19 protein-coding genes are annotated in these 18,396 nt (G+C 69.6%); 10 read left to right on the forward strand and 9 right to left on the reverse strand.

Features of this window, described 5'->3' with window-relative positions; all coding sequences use genetic code 11:
- Positions 1–4: 4 nt before the first annotated feature.
- Both QTI17_RS25550 and QTI17_RS25555 read right to left on the reverse strand, forming a co-directional pair.
- On the reverse strand, positions 5–1,192 hold the full coding sequence (locus tag QTI17_RS25550) for an efflux RND transporter periplasmic adaptor subunit (RefSeq protein ID WP_353506728.1): 1,188 nt from the start codon (positions 1,190–1,192) through the stop codon (positions 5–7).
- An 8-nt stretch (positions 1,193–1,200) separates the two neighbouring features.
- On the reverse strand, positions 1,201–1,878 hold the full coding sequence (locus QTI17_RS25555; RefSeq protein ID WP_286522995.1) for a TetR/AcrR family transcriptional regulator: 678 nt from the start codon (positions 1,876–1,878) through the stop codon (positions 1,201–1,203).
- Positions 1,879–1,976: 98 nt separating this feature from the next.
- On the opposite strand from QTI17_RS25555, the gene msrA reads away from it, so the two are divergent.
- The 4 genes from msrA to QTI17_RS25575 all read left to right on the forward strand — a co-directional run bounded on the left by msrA (position 1,977) and on the right by QTI17_RS25575 (position 6,686).
- Positions 1,977–2,528 carry a peptide-methionine (S)-S-oxide reductase MsrA gene (msrA, locus tag QTI17_RS25560; protein WP_286536471.1) on the forward strand — a complete coding sequence of 184 codons (552 nt, stop codon included), beginning with the start codon at positions 1,977–1,979 and terminating at the stop codon, positions 2,526–2,528.
- A gap of 249 nt (positions 2,529–2,777) precedes the next feature.
- Positions 2,778–3,161, forward strand: a complete 384-nt coding sequence (locus QTI17_RS25565; protein ID WP_286536472.1) for a hypothetical protein — start codon at positions 2,778–2,780, stop codon at positions 3,159–3,161.
- A 77-nt stretch (positions 3,162–3,238) separates the two neighbouring features.
- Entirely contained in the window at positions 3,239–5,359 is a 2,121-nt protein-coding gene (locus QTI17_RS25570) for a TonB-dependent receptor (RefSeq protein WP_286536473.1), read from the forward strand.
- Between the two features lie 370 nt (positions 5,360–5,729).
- Entirely contained in the window at positions 5,730–6,686 is a 957-nt protein-coding gene (locus tag QTI17_RS25575) for an AEC family transporter (RefSeq protein WP_286536474.1), read from the forward strand.
- Positions 6,687–6,693: 7 nt separating this feature from the next.
- Here QTI17_RS25575 and pdxH read toward each other — a convergent pair whose 3' ends face one another.
- Positions 6,694–7,359, reverse strand: a complete 666-nt coding sequence (gene pdxH, locus QTI17_RS25580; protein WP_478140731.1) for a pyridoxamine 5'-phosphate oxidase — start codon at positions 7,357–7,359, stop codon at positions 6,694–6,696.
- Positions 7,360–7,382: 23 nt separating this feature from the next.
- On the opposite strand from pdxH, the gene QTI17_RS25585 reads away from it, so the two are divergent.
- Positions 7,383–7,952, forward strand: a complete 570-nt coding sequence (locus tag QTI17_RS25585) for a nucleotidyltransferase family protein (RefSeq protein WP_286536476.1) — start codon at positions 7,383–7,385, stop codon at positions 7,950–7,952.
- A 12-nt stretch (positions 7,953–7,964) separates the two neighbouring features.
- On the opposite strand, the gene QTI17_RS25590 is transcribed toward QTI17_RS25585, so the two are convergent.
- Positions 7,965–8,501, reverse strand: coding sequence for a superoxide dismutase family protein (locus QTI17_RS25590; protein WP_286536478.1), 537 nt, complete (start codon positions 8,499–8,501; stop codon positions 7,965–7,967).
- A 7-nt stretch (positions 8,502–8,508) separates the two neighbouring features.
- Positions 8,509–9,171 carry a gamma-glutamylcyclotransferase gene (locus QTI17_RS25595; RefSeq protein ID WP_286536480.1) on the reverse strand — a complete coding sequence of 221 codons (663 nt, stop codon included), beginning with the start codon at positions 9,169–9,171 and terminating at the stop codon, positions 8,509–8,511.
- 120 nt (positions 9,172–9,291) lie between these two features.
- Here QTI17_RS25595 and QTI17_RS25600 point away from each other — a divergent pair, with 120 nt between their 5' ends.
- The 5 genes from QTI17_RS25600 to QTI17_RS25620 all read left to right on the forward strand — a co-directional run bounded on the left by QTI17_RS25600 (position 9,292) and on the right by QTI17_RS25620 (position 14,356).
- Entirely contained in the window at positions 9,292–9,831 is a 540-nt protein-coding gene (locus tag QTI17_RS25600) for an OmpA family protein (RefSeq protein WP_286536482.1), read from the forward strand.
- Between the two features lie 115 nt (positions 9,832–9,946).
- Positions 9,947–11,788, forward strand: coding sequence for a phosphogluconate dehydratase (gene edd, locus QTI17_RS25605; RefSeq protein ID WP_286536483.1), 1,842 nt, complete (start codon positions 9,947–9,949; stop codon positions 11,786–11,788).
- Entirely contained in the window at positions 11,779–12,420 is a 642-nt protein-coding gene (gene eda, locus QTI17_RS25610; RefSeq protein WP_286522979.1) for a bifunctional 4-hydroxy-2-oxoglutarate aldolase/2-dehydro-3-deoxy-phosphogluconate aldolase, read from the forward strand. The genes edd and eda overlap by 10 nt, the downstream gene beginning before the upstream one ends.
- An 11-nt stretch (positions 12,421–12,431) precedes the next feature.
- Positions 12,432–13,157, forward strand: coding sequence for a haloacid dehalogenase type II (locus tag QTI17_RS25615; RefSeq protein WP_286536484.1), 726 nt, complete (start codon positions 12,432–12,434; stop codon positions 13,155–13,157).
- Positions 13,158–13,249: 92 nt separating this feature from the next.
- Positions 13,250–14,356: a calcium:cation antiporter gene (locus tag QTI17_RS25620; protein ID WP_286536486.1), complete on the forward strand. Its 1,107-nt coding sequence runs from the start codon at positions 13,250–13,252 to the stop codon at positions 14,354–14,356.
- Positions 14,357–14,375: 19 nt separating this feature from the next.
- On the opposite strand, the gene gloA is transcribed toward QTI17_RS25620, so the two are convergent.
- The 4 genes from gloA to QTI17_RS25640 all read right to left on the reverse strand — a co-directional run bounded on the left by gloA (position 14,376) and on the right by QTI17_RS25640 (position 18,292).
- Positions 14,376–14,810 (reverse strand): lactoylglutathione lyase, encoded by a 435-nt coding sequence (gene gloA, locus QTI17_RS25625; RefSeq protein WP_286372713.1) that lies wholly within the window; start codon positions 14,808–14,810, stop codon positions 14,376–14,378.
- Positions 14,811–14,860: 50 nt separating this feature from the next.
- Positions 14,861–15,547 (reverse strand): ABC transporter ATP-binding protein, encoded by a 687-nt coding sequence (locus QTI17_RS25630; RefSeq protein WP_286536488.1) that lies wholly within the window; start codon positions 15,545–15,547, stop codon positions 14,861–14,863.
- A gap of 61 nt (positions 15,548–15,608) precedes the next feature.
- Positions 15,609–17,201, reverse strand: a complete 1,593-nt coding sequence (locus tag QTI17_RS25635) for an ABC transporter permease (protein ID WP_286536490.1) — start codon at positions 17,199–17,201, stop codon at positions 15,609–15,611.
- Between the two features lie 41 nt (positions 17,202–17,242).
- Positions 17,243–18,292: an extracellular solute-binding protein gene (locus QTI17_RS25640; RefSeq protein WP_286536492.1), complete on the reverse strand. Its 1,050-nt coding sequence runs from the start codon at positions 18,290–18,292 to the stop codon at positions 17,243–17,245.
- Positions 18,293–18,396: the final 104 nt, after the last annotated feature.

The raw sequence follows: 18,396 nt of genomic DNA on the forward strand, positions 1-18,396 counted from the left end.
CGCCTCAGGGTGCGCTGCGTGCCGAAGCGGCGGGGGCCGGCGCGGCACTGGCCGACACCGGCGACAGGCGCACGGCCGTGCCCTGGCGCAGCGGGCCGAGGCTGCCGGCCACCACCACCGCGCCTTCTTCGATGCCGCGCACCGCGACCATCGTCTGGCCGTCGAGCTGGCCGCGCAGGCCGGTCTCGACCGGCCGATGCGCGATGCGCCCGTCGATCACCACCTGCACGTAGGGCGCCGGCTTGTCGGTGCGCACCGCGGTCAGCGGCAGGGCTAGCGTCTCGGTGCGGCCGACGTCGATCGTGCCCTGTGCGAACAGGCCCTGGCGGAAGCCGGTGCTGCGGTCGAGCCGCAGGTAGACCAGCACGCTGCGGCTGCCGGCCTGGGCGCTCGGATTGACGCGCACTACGCTGGCGCCGACCGTGCGCTCGCCGCTCTTCGGGTCGGCGACGCCGCCGCCCTCGATCTGCAGGGTGGCACGCTGGCCCACGCGGACCGCCACCGAATCGGCCGCGGCCAGCGTGGCCTCGACTTCGATGCGGCTCAGGTCGACCACTTCGATGATCTTCGCGTCGATGGCGACGCGCTCGCCGGACTGGGCGAGGCGCTGCGCCACCTGGCCGGCGATCGGGCTCTTGAGCACGGTGTCGTCGAGCGACTTGCGGGTCATCTCGACCGCCGCCAGCGCCGCGCGGTGCGTCGACAGCGCCGAATTCAGATTCGATTGCGAGGTCTCGAGCGCGGTGCGCGAGATGAAACCCTGGTCGACCAGGGCCTTGTTGTTGTCGAAGGTGCGCTGCGCCACCTCGGCCTGGGCCCGGGCCGAGTCGGCCTGCTCTTGCGCCTGCCGCAGGCGCGACTGGTATTCGATCGGATCGATGCGCGCGATGACCTGACCGGCCGCGACCGTGTCGCCTTCGCGCACCGTGAGGCCGATCAGCTCACCGGCCACGCGGGCCTTGACCTGCGCCGAATCGACCGCCCGCAAGGTGCCCGAGACCGGCAGCGTCTCGGCCAGCTCGCGGCGGGCGACGCGCACCACGTCGGTGGCCGACAGCTCCACCACCGTTTCGGTCGCCGCCGAGCCGTTGCCCGCCGCCAGCTTGGCCTGCTGCGCCTTGCGCGCGCCGATGGCACGCAGTGCGCCGCCCGCGATCAGCACCAGGACCAGGGCCGCGATGGCCCATTTCATCGTTCTTTTCATTCGGCAGCCTTCGGCGTGCGGCAGAGGCCGTGCAGCACGGTCTCGGCCTGGAGCGCCAGGTATTTCTCGGGGTCGATCGTGGAGGTGTGATCGAAGCAGATCGCAGGCGAATGCTTGGTGAGCATCAGAAAGATCATCGGCGCGATGACGGTGTAGATCGCCAGGTCGACCTCGACCGGCGCGAACTCGCCGCGGTCGATGCCGCGCTGGACGATGCGCCGCAGCAGTTCATGCCCCGGCTTCACGACTTCGCGGCGATAGAACTCGGCCAACTCGGGAAAGTTGCGCCCTTCGCTCATCATCAGCTTGGTCAGGCCGGAGGCCTTGGTCGCGCCGACCCGCTCCCACCAGACCCGCATGCAATAGCGCAGCATGTCGGCGGTGCTGCCTTCGTATTCGTCGAACTCGCGGTTCCACTCGGTGAAGCGGCCGGCCAGGTTCTCGATCACCACCGCCTTGAACAGCTCTTCCTTGCTCTGGAAATACAGGAAGAGGGTGCCCTTAGAGACGCCGGCACGGGCCGCGACTTCTTCCGACCGGGTGGCGGCGAAGCCTTTCTCGACGAACAGGTCCAGCGCCGCCTCCAGCAGTTCGCCCGGACGGGCTTCCTTGCGCCGCTCGCGCTTGGCGCTGACGGGACACAGCTTGTCCTTGAGGAATCGGGAGGCGGGCATGGTATTAATGACTGGCGGGTTAGTAATGTAGTGAGGGTGTTGCACTGCGTCAAGCCGGCACAATGTGCAGTTCGTCTCGAAACTTCGCCGGAGTTGCCATGTCATCCCCATCCTCGCCCACCGAAACCATCGTCCTCGGCGGTGGCTGCTTCTGGTGCACGGAAGCCGTGTTCGACCGCGTCCAGGGGGTGCTGGACGTCGAATCGGGCTACAGCAACGGCCAGACCGTGAATCCGAGCTACGAACAGGTCTGCACCGGCCGCACCGGGCACGCCGAGGTGGTCAAGGTGACATTCGACCCCGCCGAGATCTCGCTGCACGAGATCCTCGAGATCTTCTTCGTCGTGCACGATCCGACGACGCTCAATCGCCAGGGCAACGATGTCGGCACCCAGTACCGCAGCGGCATCTACTACCTCGATGCGGCGCAGAGGCAGGTCGCCGAGGACGTGATCAGGGAGATCGGCGAGAGCAAGACCTATCGCTCGCCGATCGTGACCGAGGTCGAGCCGCTGGCCAACTACTCGACCGCCGAGGCCTACCACCAGGACTACTTCCTGAACAACCCGAACCAGGGCTACTGCGCCTTCGTGGTCGGTCCCAAGGTCGAGAAGTTCCAGAAGACTTTCGCGGCTCGGGTCAAATCCTGAGACCTTGCGGGACAGACCAAGAAACTGCGTAGCAGTTTTGCTCTGTCCTCGACCATCCTGATACCTTTCGGGACAGACCAAGAAACTGCGTCAGCAGTTTTTGCTCTGTCCTCAACCATCCTGATACCTTGCGGGACAGACCAAGAAACTGCGTCAGCAGTTTTTGCTCTGTCCTCGACCATCCTGATACCTTGCGGGACAGACCAAGAAACTGCGTCAGCAGTTTTTGCTCTGTCCTCAACTGATTAAATGCCTTCCCCCCAGCGCTCCCCAAGCACCCGCACCCTCTTGTGCGTGCTCGCGTTCGCGCTCTGGGCCGCGACCACGCTGGGCCTCCTGCACGGCACGCTGCACGGCGCGGCGGCACATGCACATCCCCATGCCGATGCCGCCACCGCCGCGGTTGCCGGCAAGGCGGCCGCCTCGCGCGGCTTGTCGGCGCTGTTCGGCGTCCACACCGAGGCCGAGTGCCGGCTCTACGACCAGTTGTCCCACGGAGCGGCCGCGCCTTGCGTGCCGCCGGTTCTCCTGCCGGTGCTGCTGCCGGCCGCCAGCTTCGTCTGGCTCGAGGGCGAGGTCTTCGCCCGCTGGATCGCGCTGTTCGACGCGCGCGGTCCGCCTTCCACTCGCTGAATCCCCGCGTTTCCCGGTTGCCGACCCCGCCTGGCGGGGCGCGGCCGGCTGTCCATCGATTCAACGAGTGTTCCTTCATGTCTATTGTTTTTCCACGCCACCGCGTCGGCGTCGCGGTGCTGTCCGTCCTGTCCTGCGCGTCCCCGGGTGCCTGGGCGCAGCCTGCGCCTGAGGCGCCTGAGGCGCCTGCCGCCTCGCTCGGCGAGATCACCGTCACCGGAAACCCGTTGGGCGCCACCGACCTGATCGCGCCGACCACCTCGCTGTCGAACGAGGCGCTGCTGCTGCGCTCGCAGTCCACCCTCGGCGAGACGCTCAACGGCCTGCCGGGCGTCGGAAGCACCTATTTCGGCCCCAATGCCAGCCGGCCGACGATCCGCGGCCAGGACGGCGACCGCATCCGCATCCTGCAGAACGGCGGCAGCGCGCCCGACGCCTCGGCGCTGAGCTATGACCATGCGGTGCCGGTCGATGCGCTGGTCACCGAGCGGCTCGAGGTGCTGCGCGGGCCGGCCGCGCTGCAATACGGTGGCAGCGCGGTCGGCGGCGTGGTCAACGTGATCGACAACCGCATCCCGACCGAGCCGATCGAGGGCTTCGGCGGCCGCGCCGACCTGGGCTACGCCACCGGCAACCGCGAGCAGTCCGGCGGCGTGCTGCTCGAGGGTGGCACCGATCGCTATGCGCTGCACGTCGATGCCTTCCGGCGCGATTCGAGCGACGTCTCGGTGCCGATCGAGCTGCCCTGCGCGAACCCGAAGCGTCCGGGTTTCGCACGCAAGATGTGCAACTCGGCCAACGAGGCCGACGGCGGCGCCTTCGGCGGCACGCTGTTCTTCGACCAGGGCTGGATCGGTGCCTCGGCCAGCACCTACCGCAGCAACTACGGCACCGTGGCCGAAGACGACGTCACGATCGGCATGCGGTCCGACCGCTACGCGCTCGAGGGGGAATGGCGGCCGGGTGGATTTTTCAGCAGCGTGCATGCCAAGCTGAGCCGCACCGAGTACCGCCATACGGAGTACGAAGGCCCGGCGCCCGGCACCACTTTCACCAACGACAGCAACGACCTGCGGATCGAGGCGAGGCACCGCCCGATCGGCGGCTTCGAAGGCATGGTCGGCTTCACGAGCGAGAGCGGGCGTTTCTCGGCCAACGGCGAGGAGGCTTTTGCCCCGAACAGCCGCACGACATCGAATGCCTTGTTCCTGCACGAGGAGTTCGGCACCTCTTGGGGTCGGCTGAGCTTCGGTGCCCGCACGGAGGAGGTCAAGGTGCGCTCGCTGGGTGATCCGTCCGACCCGGAGATCACGCGCTTCTTCGTTGGCGAGCGCGATTTCAGTCCGAGCAGCGCCGCTTTCGGCGGGCTGGTCAACCTGTCGCCGCAGTGGCAGCTGACCTCGAACCTGGCCTACACCGAGCGGGCGCCGAAAGACTACGAACTGTTCGCCAACGGCCCGCACGTGGCGACCGCGGCCTGGGAGACCGGCGATCCGAACCTGAAGGTCGAGAAGTCGACCGGGCTGGACCTTGGCGCCCAATGGAAGTCGGGCGCCAACACGGCGAGGCTCAACGCCTACCTGACCCGCTTCAGCAACTACATCGGACTCAGTGCCACTGGCAATGTGCGCAGCGCGGACGGCGAGCTGAATCCGCCGCCGGTCGAGACGGCCGAGGGGCTGCTGTTCCCCGAGGTGTTCGCGGACTACGTCTACCACGGGGTGCGGGCGCGCTTCACCGGCCTCGAGGCCGGCGGCAACCTGCAATTGATCGGCGCCGATGGCTTCTCGCGGGCTGAGGACGGCGGCACGCTCGACCTCGAATGGCGCGGCGACCTGGTGCGGGCCACCAACACCGACACCGGGGAGCCGCTGCCGCGGATCGCGCCGTGGCGCGTCGGCAGCACGCTGGCCTACGGCCGCGGCCCGTGGACCGCGCGCCTGGGCTTCGACTACAACGCGGCACAGAACCGCGTGCCACCGATGGGCGACCGCGCGACCGAGGCCTACACGCTGTGGACCGCGTCGCTCAGCTACAGGCAGCGGGTCCAGAGCGCCAACCTCACGTGGTACGCGCGGGTAGACAACATCGGGAACACGCTGGCCTACAGCGCGACTTCGATCCTGACGACGACGGTGTATCCGGCTGCGCCGCTGCCGGGGCGCAGCTTGAAGGTGGGGTTGAGGGCTACGTTCTAGGGGTCATGTCGGGGCGTCGGGTGGCGGGGTGGCGGCGGTGGGCGGTATGCCCCGGGCCGGCCGACGTCACCGGCCGCTTCGCGGCTTCCCTGCGCTGCTCGCGACAGGCGGGGTCCGCGCAAACTCGCTCCGCTGCGCTTCACTCAAACACGCGCGGCCCTGATCCGCCTGCCGCTGCGCTGCTCGGCGGTGCCTCAACGGCCGGCCCGGGGCATACCGCCCGCCACCGCTGGTACGTCGGGGTTGCATCGGCGTTGGAAACGTCACTGCGCTTTGAACACCCCCAAGCCCGGCCCGCACCGCTTGCCGGGCCCGCACCGACGGTGAGCGGATGGTCCAAAAGACCACGTCGGCTATTCTCGAAAGCTCCATGAATGGTCTCGTCGTTTCCTCGCTGCTGCCCGTGGTCATCCTCATCGCGGTCGGCTGGCTGGCAGGGAGGATGCGCTGGATCCGGGGCGACTCGGTCAAGGACCTGTCCAACCTGGTGTTCCTGCTGCTGGCGCCGCCCTTGCTGTTTCGTTCGATGAGCACGGTGCGGATCGAGCAGCTGAGCCTGAAGCCGGTGGCGGCCTATTTCGTCGCCGCCGGCCTGATCTTCGCGGCCACGCTGGTCTGGCGCGGCTTCAATCGCACGGGCGTCGTGCTGGCGCTGGCCAACACCTACAGCAACACCGTGATGATCGGCATCGCGCTCGTGGGCCTGGCCTACGGCCCGCAGGGCATGGTGGTGCTGCTGACGCTGATCTCGCTGCACTCGCTGGTGCTGCTGACCAGCGCCACCGTTTTCCTCGAGCTCGCGCTGGCGCAGGAGGATGCGCAACGCATCGAGCCCGGCGGGGCCGGGCGGCGCGCGATGGCGCGGACCGTGCTGCGCGCCCTGCGCAACGCGATCGTCCATCCGGTGCAGGCGCCGATCCTGCTGGGATTGCTGTTCGCACAGACCGGGCTCGAGATTCCGGCCGCGATCGACAAGCCGATCGCCTTGCTCGGCCAGGCCTTCAGCCCGGTGGCGCTGATGCTGGTGGGCATCACGCTGGCGTTGACGCCGGTCGGCCAGCACTGGCGCACCGCGCTCCTCCATGCCTCGATCAAGAACCTGGTGCACCCGGCGCTGGTCGCGGCGTTCGGACTTGCCTTCGGCCTGCGCGGCCTGCCGCTGACCGTGATGGTGGTGGCGGCATCGCTGCCGATCGGCGCCAACGTGTTCCTGTTCGCGCAGCGCTACCGGACTTCGGAAGGGTTGATCACCGCCAGCGTCGTGGTCTCGACCGTGATGGCGCTGGTCTCGCTGTCGATCGTGATGGCGCTCGCCGGGCGCCTTTGAAGCCGGCTCAGGGCGCCAGCCGCTCGCGCACCCAGGCGCCGCCCTCGGCGCGATAGCGCAGCCGGTCGTGCAGGCGGCTCTTGCGGCCCTGCCAGAACTCCCAGCGGTCGGGCACCAGCCGGAAGCCGCCCCAGTGGGGCGGCCGCGGCGGCGACAGCAGGTGCCTTGCGGCCTGCACCGCGGCGTTCTTCACCAGCACATCGCGGCCGCTGATGACCTCGCTCTGCGGGCTGGCCCAGGCGCCGATGCGGGAGTCGAGCGGGCGACTGGCGAAGTAGGCGTCGCTCTCGGCGTCGTCGACCCTGAAGACCCGGCCCTCGATGCGCACCACTCGCTCGAGTTCGACCCAGTGGAACTGCAGCGCCGCATAGGGGTTGCCGGCCAGCTCCTGGCCCTTGCGGCTCTGGTAGTTGGTGTACCAGACGATGCCGCGGGCGTCGTAGCCCTTGACCAGCACGATCCGTGTCGAGGGGCGCAGGTCGCCGCCGACCGTGGCCAAGGTCATCGCGTTGGGTTCGGGCACCTGGGCGTCGATGGCCTCGGCCAGCCAGCGCTCGAACTGGTCGAGCGGATCGGCGGCACTGCTGGTTTCGTCGAGCTCGGCGCGCTCGTAGCTCTTGCGCAGGGCGGCCAGTGATTCGTTGGGTGAAGGCATGACGCCATTGTTGCGCAAGCCAAGCGTGGATACTCCGTCGCATGACTCCCGCCGCTGAACCGCCCCCGCCGACCGTCATCGTGCTCGCCTCGGGCCGCGGCGAGCGCTTTCGTGCCGCCGGCGGCAGCGGCCACAAGCTGCAGGCCGCGCTGGCCGGCGCCACGGTGCTCGACCACACGCTGGCCGCGGTGCGCGCCAGCGGGCTGCCCTGGCATCTCGAGGATGTCGGCCACCCGGGCATGGGCGACTCGATCGCCGCCGCCGTGCGGGCCACGCCCGGTGCCGCGGGCTGGCTGATCCTGCCGGCCGACCTGCCGCTGGTGCAGCCCGCAACCTTGCAGGCCGTGGCGTCGGCGCTGGCCGGGTCGGTGCAGGCGGCGCAGCCGCACTACCGGGGCCAGCGCGGCCATCCGGTGGGCTTCGCCGCCGGCTGCTTCGATGCGCTTTCGCTGCTGTCGGGAAACCAGGGCGCCGCCCCGGTGCTGCGCGCGCTCCGGGAGGCGCGGCAGGTGGCCGACATCGAGGTCGACGACATCGGCATCGTGACCGACATCGACACGCCCGAGGAACTCGCGCGCGCCGAGGCCTTGATGAAGGCGCGGCTGGGTTAGGGCCTGTTCACCCTAATTCCGGGCGATGATCCCGCAGGCGATCCGCGGGCCTGAATTGCCCGCCGGCTGCGTCGTGAAGTCGTCGCGGTCGCGGTGCACGACCAGCGCACGGCCGATGATGTTGTTGGCCGCACCCTCGGTCATCGAGATGGTGTGGACGTCGACGCTGAAGCGGGCCACTCCGTTGGCGTCGGCCACCAGGCTGGGCAGTTCGCCTGCGTGGCTTCCCGGTGCGGCGAACTTGCCGTGGGTGCCGCCAGCCGGGTTGAAATGGCCGCCCGAGGCATTGCCGTTGTCGCCGCAGTCGCCTTTCTCGTGGATGTGGAAACCATGCTCCGTGCCTGGCGCGAAGCCGCGCACTTCGCCCTTCACGCGCACACCGTGCTCGAGCGCGGTGAAGCTCACCTTGCCCAGGGTCGGGTTCGGCGTGATGGCGCCGGTCGGCGCCAGTTCGGCGGTCGCGCCGGCTTGCGGCCCCAGCGTGCCGCAGGCCGCGAGCAGGCTGGCCGCGGCCACGGCGATGGCAGGGGCGATGAGGCGAGGGCGCATGGTCGGACTACTCCTTGAATTTTTGGGTGGATGCTGACCCCAGAGGGTATACCGAAGGCTCCGGCTCGGCGCTGTCGGCCGGGGCCGACAGCCGCGTCTGGGCCAGCTTCACCAGGCGCGCCAGCGCGGCATCGTGGATGGCATGGCGCCGCAGTTCGAGCAGGGTCTGCTCGGCATAGTCGAGCGAGCTGCCGTAGCGGCCCACAGCGTTGGCGAAGATGTGGGCATAGCGCTCGTCGCTGAGCTCGCCGGTGAAATTGGGACTGCGCCGCGACAGCGTGAAGGCCAGCGCCCGGACCTTCGAATGCGGCGTCGTGCAGTCGAGCCAGCGCGGGTCGTAGACCCCGGTGGGCATTTCGCGCAGCCAGAGCCGGCCGAGGGTCTCCAGCCCTTCGGCGGCCGGCACCCTGAACACCATGCCGCGGCAGCTGCCGCCCGAGAGCAGCCCGAACACCAGCCCCGGGTTCTCGACCGTGCCGCGGTTGATCCGGCTCCACATCTTGAGCGCGCGGTGCCAGCCATGGACCCGGGCCGGATGTCTTTCGACGAAGCCGAAGTCGGGCCGCCAGATCAGCGAGCCGTAGCCGAACAGCCACAGGTCCTCGTGCCCGCCCCATTCGTCGATCACGCGATCGAGCATCGGCTTGGGGTCGCGCAGGGGCTTGGGCATGGGGTCCAGGCCGGGCGGCCCGGGGTCGCCGCCGGGGGGCCGGGCAGCGACGCCTACAATTTGGCGGTCATGGTTCACCGCACCATTATTTACCGACCCCTCAACTACGGAGCCCCGCCCATGTCCGCCCACAGTGACGACGAGAGCCAGCAGAACTTCATCCTGGCCTTCGTGCTGGGCCTGATCGCCCTGGTGATCCTGTTCGTGATCGGCATCGTGCTCTACACCCGGGGCCATGCGGCGGGCCCGACGGCCGCACCGGTGGCCGCTGCCGCGCCGGCGACCACGCTGGCGGTGGTCACCGAGACGGTGACGGTCGTGATTCCCGACGGCGCCAGCATCCGCATCGTCGGCGGTGTCGTGAACTTCTATTTCGCCACGGCCAGCGCCGACCTGGCGCCGGGCGCGGCAGAGGCCCTGGCCGTCGTGATCAAGGGGATCGAAAGCGGGCACAAAGCGGTCATTTCCGGCTTCCACGACACCACCGGCGACGCCGCCATCAACGAGGCCCTGGCGAAGAAGCGCGCCGAGATGGTGCGCGACGTGCTGACCGGCCTGGGCGTGCCGGCCGACAAGGTCGACCTGCAGAAGCCGGCCGTCACGGCCGGCAGCGGCAACAATGCCGAGGCGCGCCGGGTCGAAGTCAAGCTGCTGGACTGAAGTCGCAGCGCGCCTCTCAGAAAAAGCCGGGCCTGTCCGGGCTTTTTCATGAGGGCTTGTTACCATGCACTTCCGAGCCGCCCCACGCTGGCTCATCGGCAGAGCGACACAGCCCATGAACACCCATCCCACCGTCCGCGCTGTCACCGAGCGCATTCGTGCGCGAAGCCTGAGCCTGCGCAGTGCCTATCTTCAGGACCTGGCCGAAACCCGCGGCCGCGACCGGGGCTCCGACCGGATGGGCTGCGCCAACGTGGCGCATGCCGTCGCCGGCATCCCGGCCAACGACAAGTTCAGAGTGGTGAGCGAACGCGCACCCAACATCGGCATCGTCACCGCCTACAACGACATGCTTTCGGCCCATGCGCCGTACCAGGGCTACCCCGACATCGTCAAGCACGAGGCCCGCCGGCTCGGCGCCACCGCCCAGGTGGCCGGCGGCGTGCCGGCGATGTGCGATGGCGTGACCCAGGGCACGCCCGGCATGGAGCTGAGCCTGTTCAGCCGCGACGTGATCGCCATGGGCACCGCGGTGGCGCTCACGCACGACATGTTCGATGCGGCGCTGATGCTCGGCGTCTGCGACAAGATCGTGCCGGGCCTGCTGATCGGCGCGCTGCATTTCGGCCATCTGCCGACGGTCTTCGTGCCGGCCGGGCCGATGCCCTCGGGCCTGTCGAACACGGCCAAGTCCAAGGTCCGCGAACAGGCGGCGCAGGGCCTGGTGGGCCGCCAGGGCCTGCTCGACGCCGAGATGCAGGCCTACCACGCGCAGGGCACCTGCACCTTCTACGGCACCGCCAACAGCAACCAGATGCTGCTCGAGGCCATGGGCCTGCATGTGCCGGGTTCGGCCTTCATCCAGCCCGGCGACGCGATGCGCGAGGCGCTCACGCGCGAGGCGGTGCGCACCGTGCTCGGCCGGGCCTCCGACGACAGCGCCTTCGCGGTGCCGCCGATCGGCGAACTGGTCGACGAGCGCGTGATCGTCAACGCGATGGCGGCGCTGCTGGCCACCGGCGGCTCGACCAATCACCTGATCCACTGGGTGGCGGTGGCGCGTGCCGCCGGCATCCTGATCGACTGGAACGACTTCGCCGAACTGTCGGAGGTGGTGCCGCTGTTGACGCGGGTCTATCCGAACGGCACCGCCGACGTCAACGGCTTCCAGGAGGCGGGCGGCCCGGGCTTCGTCATCGGTGAACTGCTCGATGCCGGCCTGATGCATGCCGACGTGCTCAGCGTGCGCGCCGGCGGCATCCGCGAGTTCGCCGGCATCCCGGTGCTGGCCGGCACGCCCTCGGACCAGCGGCCGCTCACCTGGAAGTCGGCCGCGCCGTCGAAGGACGACACCATCGCCCGTCCGGTCTCGGCGCCGTTCAGCGCCACCGGCGGGCTCAAGCTGCTGCAGGGCAACCTGGGGCGCAGCGTGATCAAAATCTCGTCGGTGCCCGGCGACCGCCACGTGATCGAGGCGCCGGCCCGGGTCTTCGACTCGCAAGCCGCGCTGCAGCAGGCCTTCACGGCCGGCGAGCTCGAGCGCGACGTGGTCTGCGTGGTGCGCTGGCAGGGCCCGCAGGCCAATGGCATGCCCGAGCTCCACAAGCTCACGCCGCCGCTGTCGGTGCTGCAGGGCAAGGGCTTCCGGGTGGCACTCGTGACCGATGGCCGCATGAGCGGCGCCTCGGGCAAGGTGCCGGCGGCCATCCACGTCTCGCCCGAGGCCGCGGCCGGCGGCCCGCTGGCCAAGGTGCGCGACGGCGACCTGATCCGGCTCGACGGCGTGGCCGGCACGCTCACCGTGCTGCTGCCCGAGGACGAATGGGCGGCACGAGAAATCTCGAAGATGCCCGACGAAGCACGCGCCGCCAACGGCCGCGGGCTGGGACGCGACCTGTTCGCCGGCATGCGGCGCAATGCATTGACTGCTGAAGAAGGAGCCTGCTCATGGCTGTGAACGACAAGATTTCCGCGCTCGACGTGATGCGCGACGCCCCGGTCATTCCGGTCATCGTGCTGCACGACGTCAAGGACGCGGTGCCGCTGGCGCGGGCGCTGGTGGCCGGCGGCATCCGGATGCTCGAAGTGACCTTGCGCACCCGCGAGGCGCTCGAATGCATCGAGCTCATCTCGAAGGAGGTGCCCGAGGCCGTGGCCGGCGCCGGCACCATCCGCAGCGCCGCCGACGCCCAGGCCTCGGCGCTGGCCGGGGCCCGTTTCGGGGTCAGTCCGGGCTATACGCGGGCGGTCGGCAAGGCCTGCCACGACCTCGGCCTGCCGCTCTTGCCCGGCGTCGCGACCGGCAGCGAGATCATGATGGCCCAGGAAGACGGCCTGACCGAGCTCAAGTTCTTCCCGGCCGTGCAGGCCGGCGGCCTGGCGATGCTGAAGGCTTGGCAAGGCCCCTTCGGCGACGTCAAGTTCTGTCCCACGGGCGGCATTCACGCCGGCAATGCGCACGAGTTCCTCGCGCTCTCCAACGTGGCCTGCGTGGGCGGTTCGTGGATCGTGCCGACCGACGCCATCGCCGCGGGCGACTGGGGCCGCATCGAGTCGCTGGCGCGCGAAGCCTGCCAACTGGCACGTTGAAGGACGGGGCCATGGGGGAGGTCGTGGACGGCAGCGAGCTGAAGGTCATCGCCTTCGATGTCTTCGGCACCGTGGTCGACTGGTATTCCGGCATTGCCGCGGAGGCCGAGCGCCTGCTGCCCGGTGTCGATGGCGGCGCCTTCGCGCTGGCCTGGCGCGCCGGCTACCAGCCGGCGATGAAGGGCGTGATGGAGCGCCTGGCGGCAGGCGAGGGCGGCTTCACCCTGCTCGACGAACTGCACATGGGCATCCTCGGCCAGGTGCTGCAGGACTTCGGCGTGGCCGACCTCGATTCGGACACCAAGCGCGAGCTCAACCGCGCCTGGCACCGGCTGCCGGCCTGGCCCGATGCGGTCGAGGGCCTGGCCCGGCTCAAGCGCAGGTACACGATCTGCACGCTGTCCAACGGCAACATCGGCCTGCTCACCGAAATGGCCAAGCGCGCCGGCCTGCCATGGGACTGCGTGCTGTCGGCCGAGGTGTTCAAGGCCTACAAGCCCGATCCGCGCACCTACCTGGGCGTGGCGGCGGTGTTCGATGTGACGCCGGGGCAGGTGATGCTGGCCGCGGCGCACCACGACGATCTGGCCGCGGCGCGCGGCTGCGGACTGCGTACCGGCTACATCGAGCGGCCCCTGGAGTTCGGCCCCGGCCGGCCGAAGGATGTCTCGCCGCAGCCCGACAACACGCTGCATGCGCGGGACATCGGGGCGCTGGCGGATTTGCTGGGCTGCTGATCGCATCCGACGCAGTCGGATCGCAGAATCGTTCAGGTTTACAAGCACGCGCCGTCCCGGTAAAAAGGCCCCGGTCCAGCCCGGAGCCCGTCATGATCCTCTTCGGACGTCTTGCTGTTGCGTGGACTACGGTGGCGCTGTTTTTCCTGTTCGGAGACGCGTGGCTTGCCGATCTCGCTTCGGGCCTGCGCGCCGCGCTGTTCTTTCTCTGGCTGTTCATCATCATCCTGTGGTGCGCCTTTGGCGTCGTCGAACAGGCCGACCATCTCGCCGACATGCTCGGCGACCCGCTGGGCTCGCTGGTGCTCACGCTGTCGATCGTGATCATCGAGGTCGTGCTGATCGCCGCGGTGGCGATCGGCAGCGACGCCACGCCGACGCTGGGCCGCGACACGATGTTCGGCGTGCTGATGATCGCGCTGAACGGCGGCGTCGGACTGGCCCTGCTGATGGGCGGGCTGCACCATCGCGAACAGGCCTACAACCTGCAGGGTGCCGTCGCGTATCTCGCGGTGATCATCCCGCTGTCATCGGTGGCGCTCATCCTGCCCAATTTCACGCAAGCGGTTCCGGCCGGCAGCCTGACGGTCATCCAGGCGGCCTTCTTCTCTCTCTTCACGATCCTGCTGTATGCGATTTTCCTGCTGATCCAGACGCGCCGTCACCAGGACTTCTTTGTCGACGCGCAGAGCGGCACGTCCGCCGGGGCCGGCGCAGGCATGCATGCAAGGCGCGGTCCATCCGCTGCCGCGATGGTCCGCCACACGGGTCTGCTGCTTGTCACCTTGCTGCCGATCGTGCTGCTGTCCGGGCGCCTCGCCACGCTGATCGACCACGGCACCGCAGCGCTGGCGGCGCCTTCGGCCCTGGGCGGCGTGCTCATTGCCGTCATCGTCTTCGCGCCGGAGGGAATCAGCGCGCTGGCCGCGGCGCGGGCGAACCAACTGCAGCGCTCGATCAACCTGTGCCTCGGCGCCGCGGCCTCGACCATCGGGCTCACCGTACCGGCGATCCTCATCATCGGCCTCGTGACGGGCAAGACCGTGATCCTGGGCCTGGATCCGACCGGCATGACCTTGCTCGCCCTCACGCTGATCCTGAGCACGGTCACGTTCTCAGGGCCGCGCACGACGGTCCTCGAAGGCGCCGTGCATCTGGTCGTGTTCCTCGTCTACGTGGTCCTGATCTTCAGTCCCTGATGCGGGTATCGGGGCTCGATCAGGCGCGCAGCGGGTCGCTCTTGGCGTCTGACGGGCGGCTGTCCGCGGTTGATTCCCTTTGGATCAATTCGATCTTGTAGCCATCCGGATCCGTAACGAACGCGATCACGGTGCTGCCGCCCTTGACCGGCCCGGCCTCTCGCGTGACATTGCCGCCGGCCGCCTTGATCTTCTCGCAGGCCGCGTAGGCGTCGGGCACGCCGAGCGCGATGTGGCCGTAGGCGGTGCCCATCTCGTAGCTTTCGGTGCCCCAGTTGTAGGTCAGCTCGATCTCGGCCTGGGCCGGGTTGCCTTCGTAGCCGACGAAAGCCAAGCTGTACTTGTATTCGGGGTTCTCCGAGGTGCGCAGCAGCTGCATGCCCAGCACCTGGGTGTAGAAATCGATCGAGCGCTGGAGGTTGCCGACGCGCAGCATGGTGTGGAGGAGTCGCATATCGTGGTCGTCTGGTTGTTGCTGCGACATTGTCGCGCCACTGTCCGCTTCTAGTCTTGCGAGGGGGTGTCCCAGGAACGCAGCCGCCCCTCGTCCATCTCGCCGACGCAGTCGGCCATGGCGCGAGCCTCGGCCTCGTTGTGGGTCACCAGCACCGCGGTCTGGCCGGCGGCCTTGAGGATCTCGCGCACCTCGGCGGTCAGCCGTTCGCGGGTGGCGCCGTCGAGGTTCGAGAAAGGCTCGTCGAGCAGCAGCAGCGCCGGCTCGGGCGCCAGCGCACGGGCCAAGGCGATGCGCTGCTGCTGGCCGCCCGAGAGCTGGTGGGGATGGCGCTCGCCGGCATCCGGCAGTCCGACCAGCGCCAGCATCTTCGCGACGCGCCGATGCTGCTCGGCGTGGGGCAGGCGGCGCAGCCCGAAGGCCACGTTGCGCGCCGCGTCCAGGTGCGGAAACAGCGCGTACTCCTGGAACATCATGCCGACCCTGCGCCGCTCGGGCGGCAGGTGGACCTCGGGCGAGGACAAGGTGACGCCGCCCAGCCGGATGCGGCCGGCGCGCACCGGCTCGAAGCCGGCGATCGCACGCAGCACCGTGGACTTGCCGCAGCCCGAAGGGCCGAGCAGGCAGCCGATGTCGCCGGCGTCGAGCGCCAGCGAGAAGTCCTCGACCACCGTGTGCAGCCCGCCTGGGCCTTCGTAGCCGAGGCGCAGCCCCTCGAGGGACAGCGCGGCGCTCATTGGATGACCTCCGTGCTTCGCACTGCGGTGCGAGCCCCCTTCGGAACGGCCGGGCGGGGGCTCATGCGGTGGCCTCCGACAGACCATGGCGCGCCAGCAGCACCACCGGCAGCAGCCCGGCCACCACGATCGCCAGCGCCGCGATCGCGCCTTCCTCGTAGGTGCCGCGCGCCGCCTCGGCGTAGAGCCGGGTGGCCAGCGTGTCGAAGTTGGCCGGGCGCAGCAGCAGGGTGGCCGGCAGCTCCTTCATCGCGTCGACGAACACCAGCAGCGCGCTGGCGGCGATCGCCGGCCGCAGCAGCGGAAGGTGGACCCGGCGCAAGGTGCCGCCGGTGTTTTCGCCGAGCAGGCGGGCGGCCTGCTCGAGTGCCGGCGGGATGCGCGCGAGACCGGCCTCGATGCCGCCCACCGGCATCGCCAGGAAGCGGATCGCGCAGGCCACCACCAGCACCACGCCAGCGCCCATCAGCGGCAGGCCCGGGTGGCCGATCAGCGTGGCCAGGGCGGCATCGGCGGCCAGCGCCGGGGTCAGCAGGCCGATCGCCAGCACCGTGCCCGGCACCGCATAGCCCAGCGTGGCGGCCCGGCCTTGCCAGCGCGCGCCATCGTGCGTCGAACCTTGGGCCCGGATCGCCCAGGCGACCACCAGTCCGGCAGCCACCGCGACCACGGTGACGCCGGCCGCGACGCCGAGCGTGTTGAGCAGGCTGTCGATCAACGCGCCGGAAATGCCGTTGCCCTGGCGCAGCCGCTTCACGGTCTCCCACACCAGATGGAGCGCCGGCGCCGCGAAGCCGACCAGCACCGGCAGCGCCGCGGCGGCGCTGGCCAGCCAGGCGGCCGTGCCGTGCAGGCGCCGCGGCTGGATGGCGCGCATGCGCTGGGCCGAGCCGAAGCGCTGGCGGCGCCGTCCGTGGCGCTCCAGCAGCACCAGCGCGATCACGACCAGCAGCATCGCCGACGCGATCTGCGCCGCGCCGGCGAGGTCGGAGCGCGTGATCCAGGTGGTGTAGACCGCGACCGTGAGGGTCCGGATGCCGAGGAATTCGGAGGCGCCGATGTCGTTGAGCGTCTCCAGCAGCGCCAGGCTGAGGCCGACGGCCAGCGCCGGCCGTGCCAGCGGCAGCGCGACCCGGAAGAAGGCACCGGCGCGGCTCTCGCCGAGCGAGCGGGCCGCCTCCATCAGGTGGGCCGGCTGGGTCATGAACATGGCGCGAGCGGTCATGTAGACGTAGGGGTAGAGCACGAAGCCGAGCACGAAGATGGCGCCCGGCATCGAACGCAGGTCGGGCAGGCGAAACTGGCGCGGGCTGTCGAAACCCAGCAGCCAGCGCAGCGCGCCCTGCACCGGGCCGAGCGGATGCAGCAGGTCGAGATAGGCGAAGGCCACGATGTAGGTCGGCATCGCGAGCGGCAGCAGCAAGGCCCAGTGCAGCACGCCGCGGCCGGGGAAGTCGCAGGTGCTGACCAGCCAGGCACAGCCGGTGCCGATCAGCAGCACCAGCAGGCCGACGCCGGCCAGCAGCACGGCGGTGTCGAGCGCCGCCTGCGGCAGCACGTCGCGCACCAGCCGGGCCCAGTGGCCGAGGCCCGAACCGAAGGCCAGCCACAACAGGCTCAGCACCGGCGCCAGCACGCCGAGCGCGATCGTCATCGAAGCGGTCCGCCAGACCGGGCCGACCGGCCGCAGCCGGGTCACTGGTCGAACGCGACCTTGTCGACCAGCGCGCTGGCCTGCTTTCGGTACTTGGCGATCTCGGCGACCGGCAGCGGGTCGACCTTGAGCTCGCCGATGCTGCTGGCGATGATCGGATCGAGCGCGACGCCCTGGCGGACCGGGAATTCGTAGTTGGCTTCGGCGTAGAGCACCTGTGCCGGCGGCGACACCAGGAACTCGAGCAGCTTGACCGCATTGGCGCGCTGCGGCGCATGCTTCGCGACCGCGGCGCCGCTGATGTTGACGTGGGTGCCGCCGCCCTGGGCGAAGGTGGGCTTGACCACCTTGATCGCATCGCCCCACTTGCGGGCGTCCGAGCCTTCCTTGGCACCCTTGAGCTGACCGACGTAGTAGGAGTTGGCCAGGCCGACGTCGCAGATGCCGCCGAGGATGTCGCGCGCCACGTCGCGGTCGCCGCCGGTGGCCTTGCGTCCCAGGTTGGCCTTGACGCCGCGCAGCCACTGCTCGGCCTTGGCTTCGCCGTCGTGGGCGATCATGGCCGACACCAGCGCCACGTTGTAGGGATGCTGGCCCGAGCGGATGCAGACCTTGCCCTTGTACCTGGGGTTGGCGAGGTCCTCGTAGCGGAAGGCCGTGAGCGGCAGGCTCTTGTCGGCATACAACACGCGGGCCCGCAAAGACAGCGCGAACCACTGGCCGTCGCTGCTGCGCAGGTTCGATGGAATCGCCGTCTGGAGCGCAGCCGATTGCACCGGCTGGGTGACCCCGCCATCGACCAGGTCGACCAGGTTGCCGATGTCGACCGTCATCAGCACGTCGGCCGGCGAGCGCGCGCCTTCGGCCTTGACTCTTTCGAGCAGGCCGTCTTTCACGAAGACGGTGTTGACCTTGATGTCGTTCTGGGCACTGAAGGCCGCCAGCAGCGGCTGCACCAGGCCGGGCTCCCGCGTGGTGTAGAGCGTGACTTCGCCGGCAGCGTGCGCCGGCAGGGCGGCGGCCAGCAGGGTGAGGGCGGTCGCGCCCAGCGCGAGGGTCGCGCGGGCAGGCGCGCGAGGGCGTGCGGTCATGTGGCTTCTCCAGGGGGCAGTGACGAGGGGCACCGGCGGGCGGTGGGTGCGCGCCAATGCGAATAATTATCACTGCCGTCTTTGGGGGTGTTGGGCCGATTCAC

The sequence above is a fragment of the Variovorax sp. J31P179 genome (assembly GCF_030316985.1).
Lineage (GTDB): Bacteria > Pseudomonadota > Gammaproteobacteria > Burkholderiales > Burkholderiaceae_C > Variovorax > Variovorax ginsengisoli_B.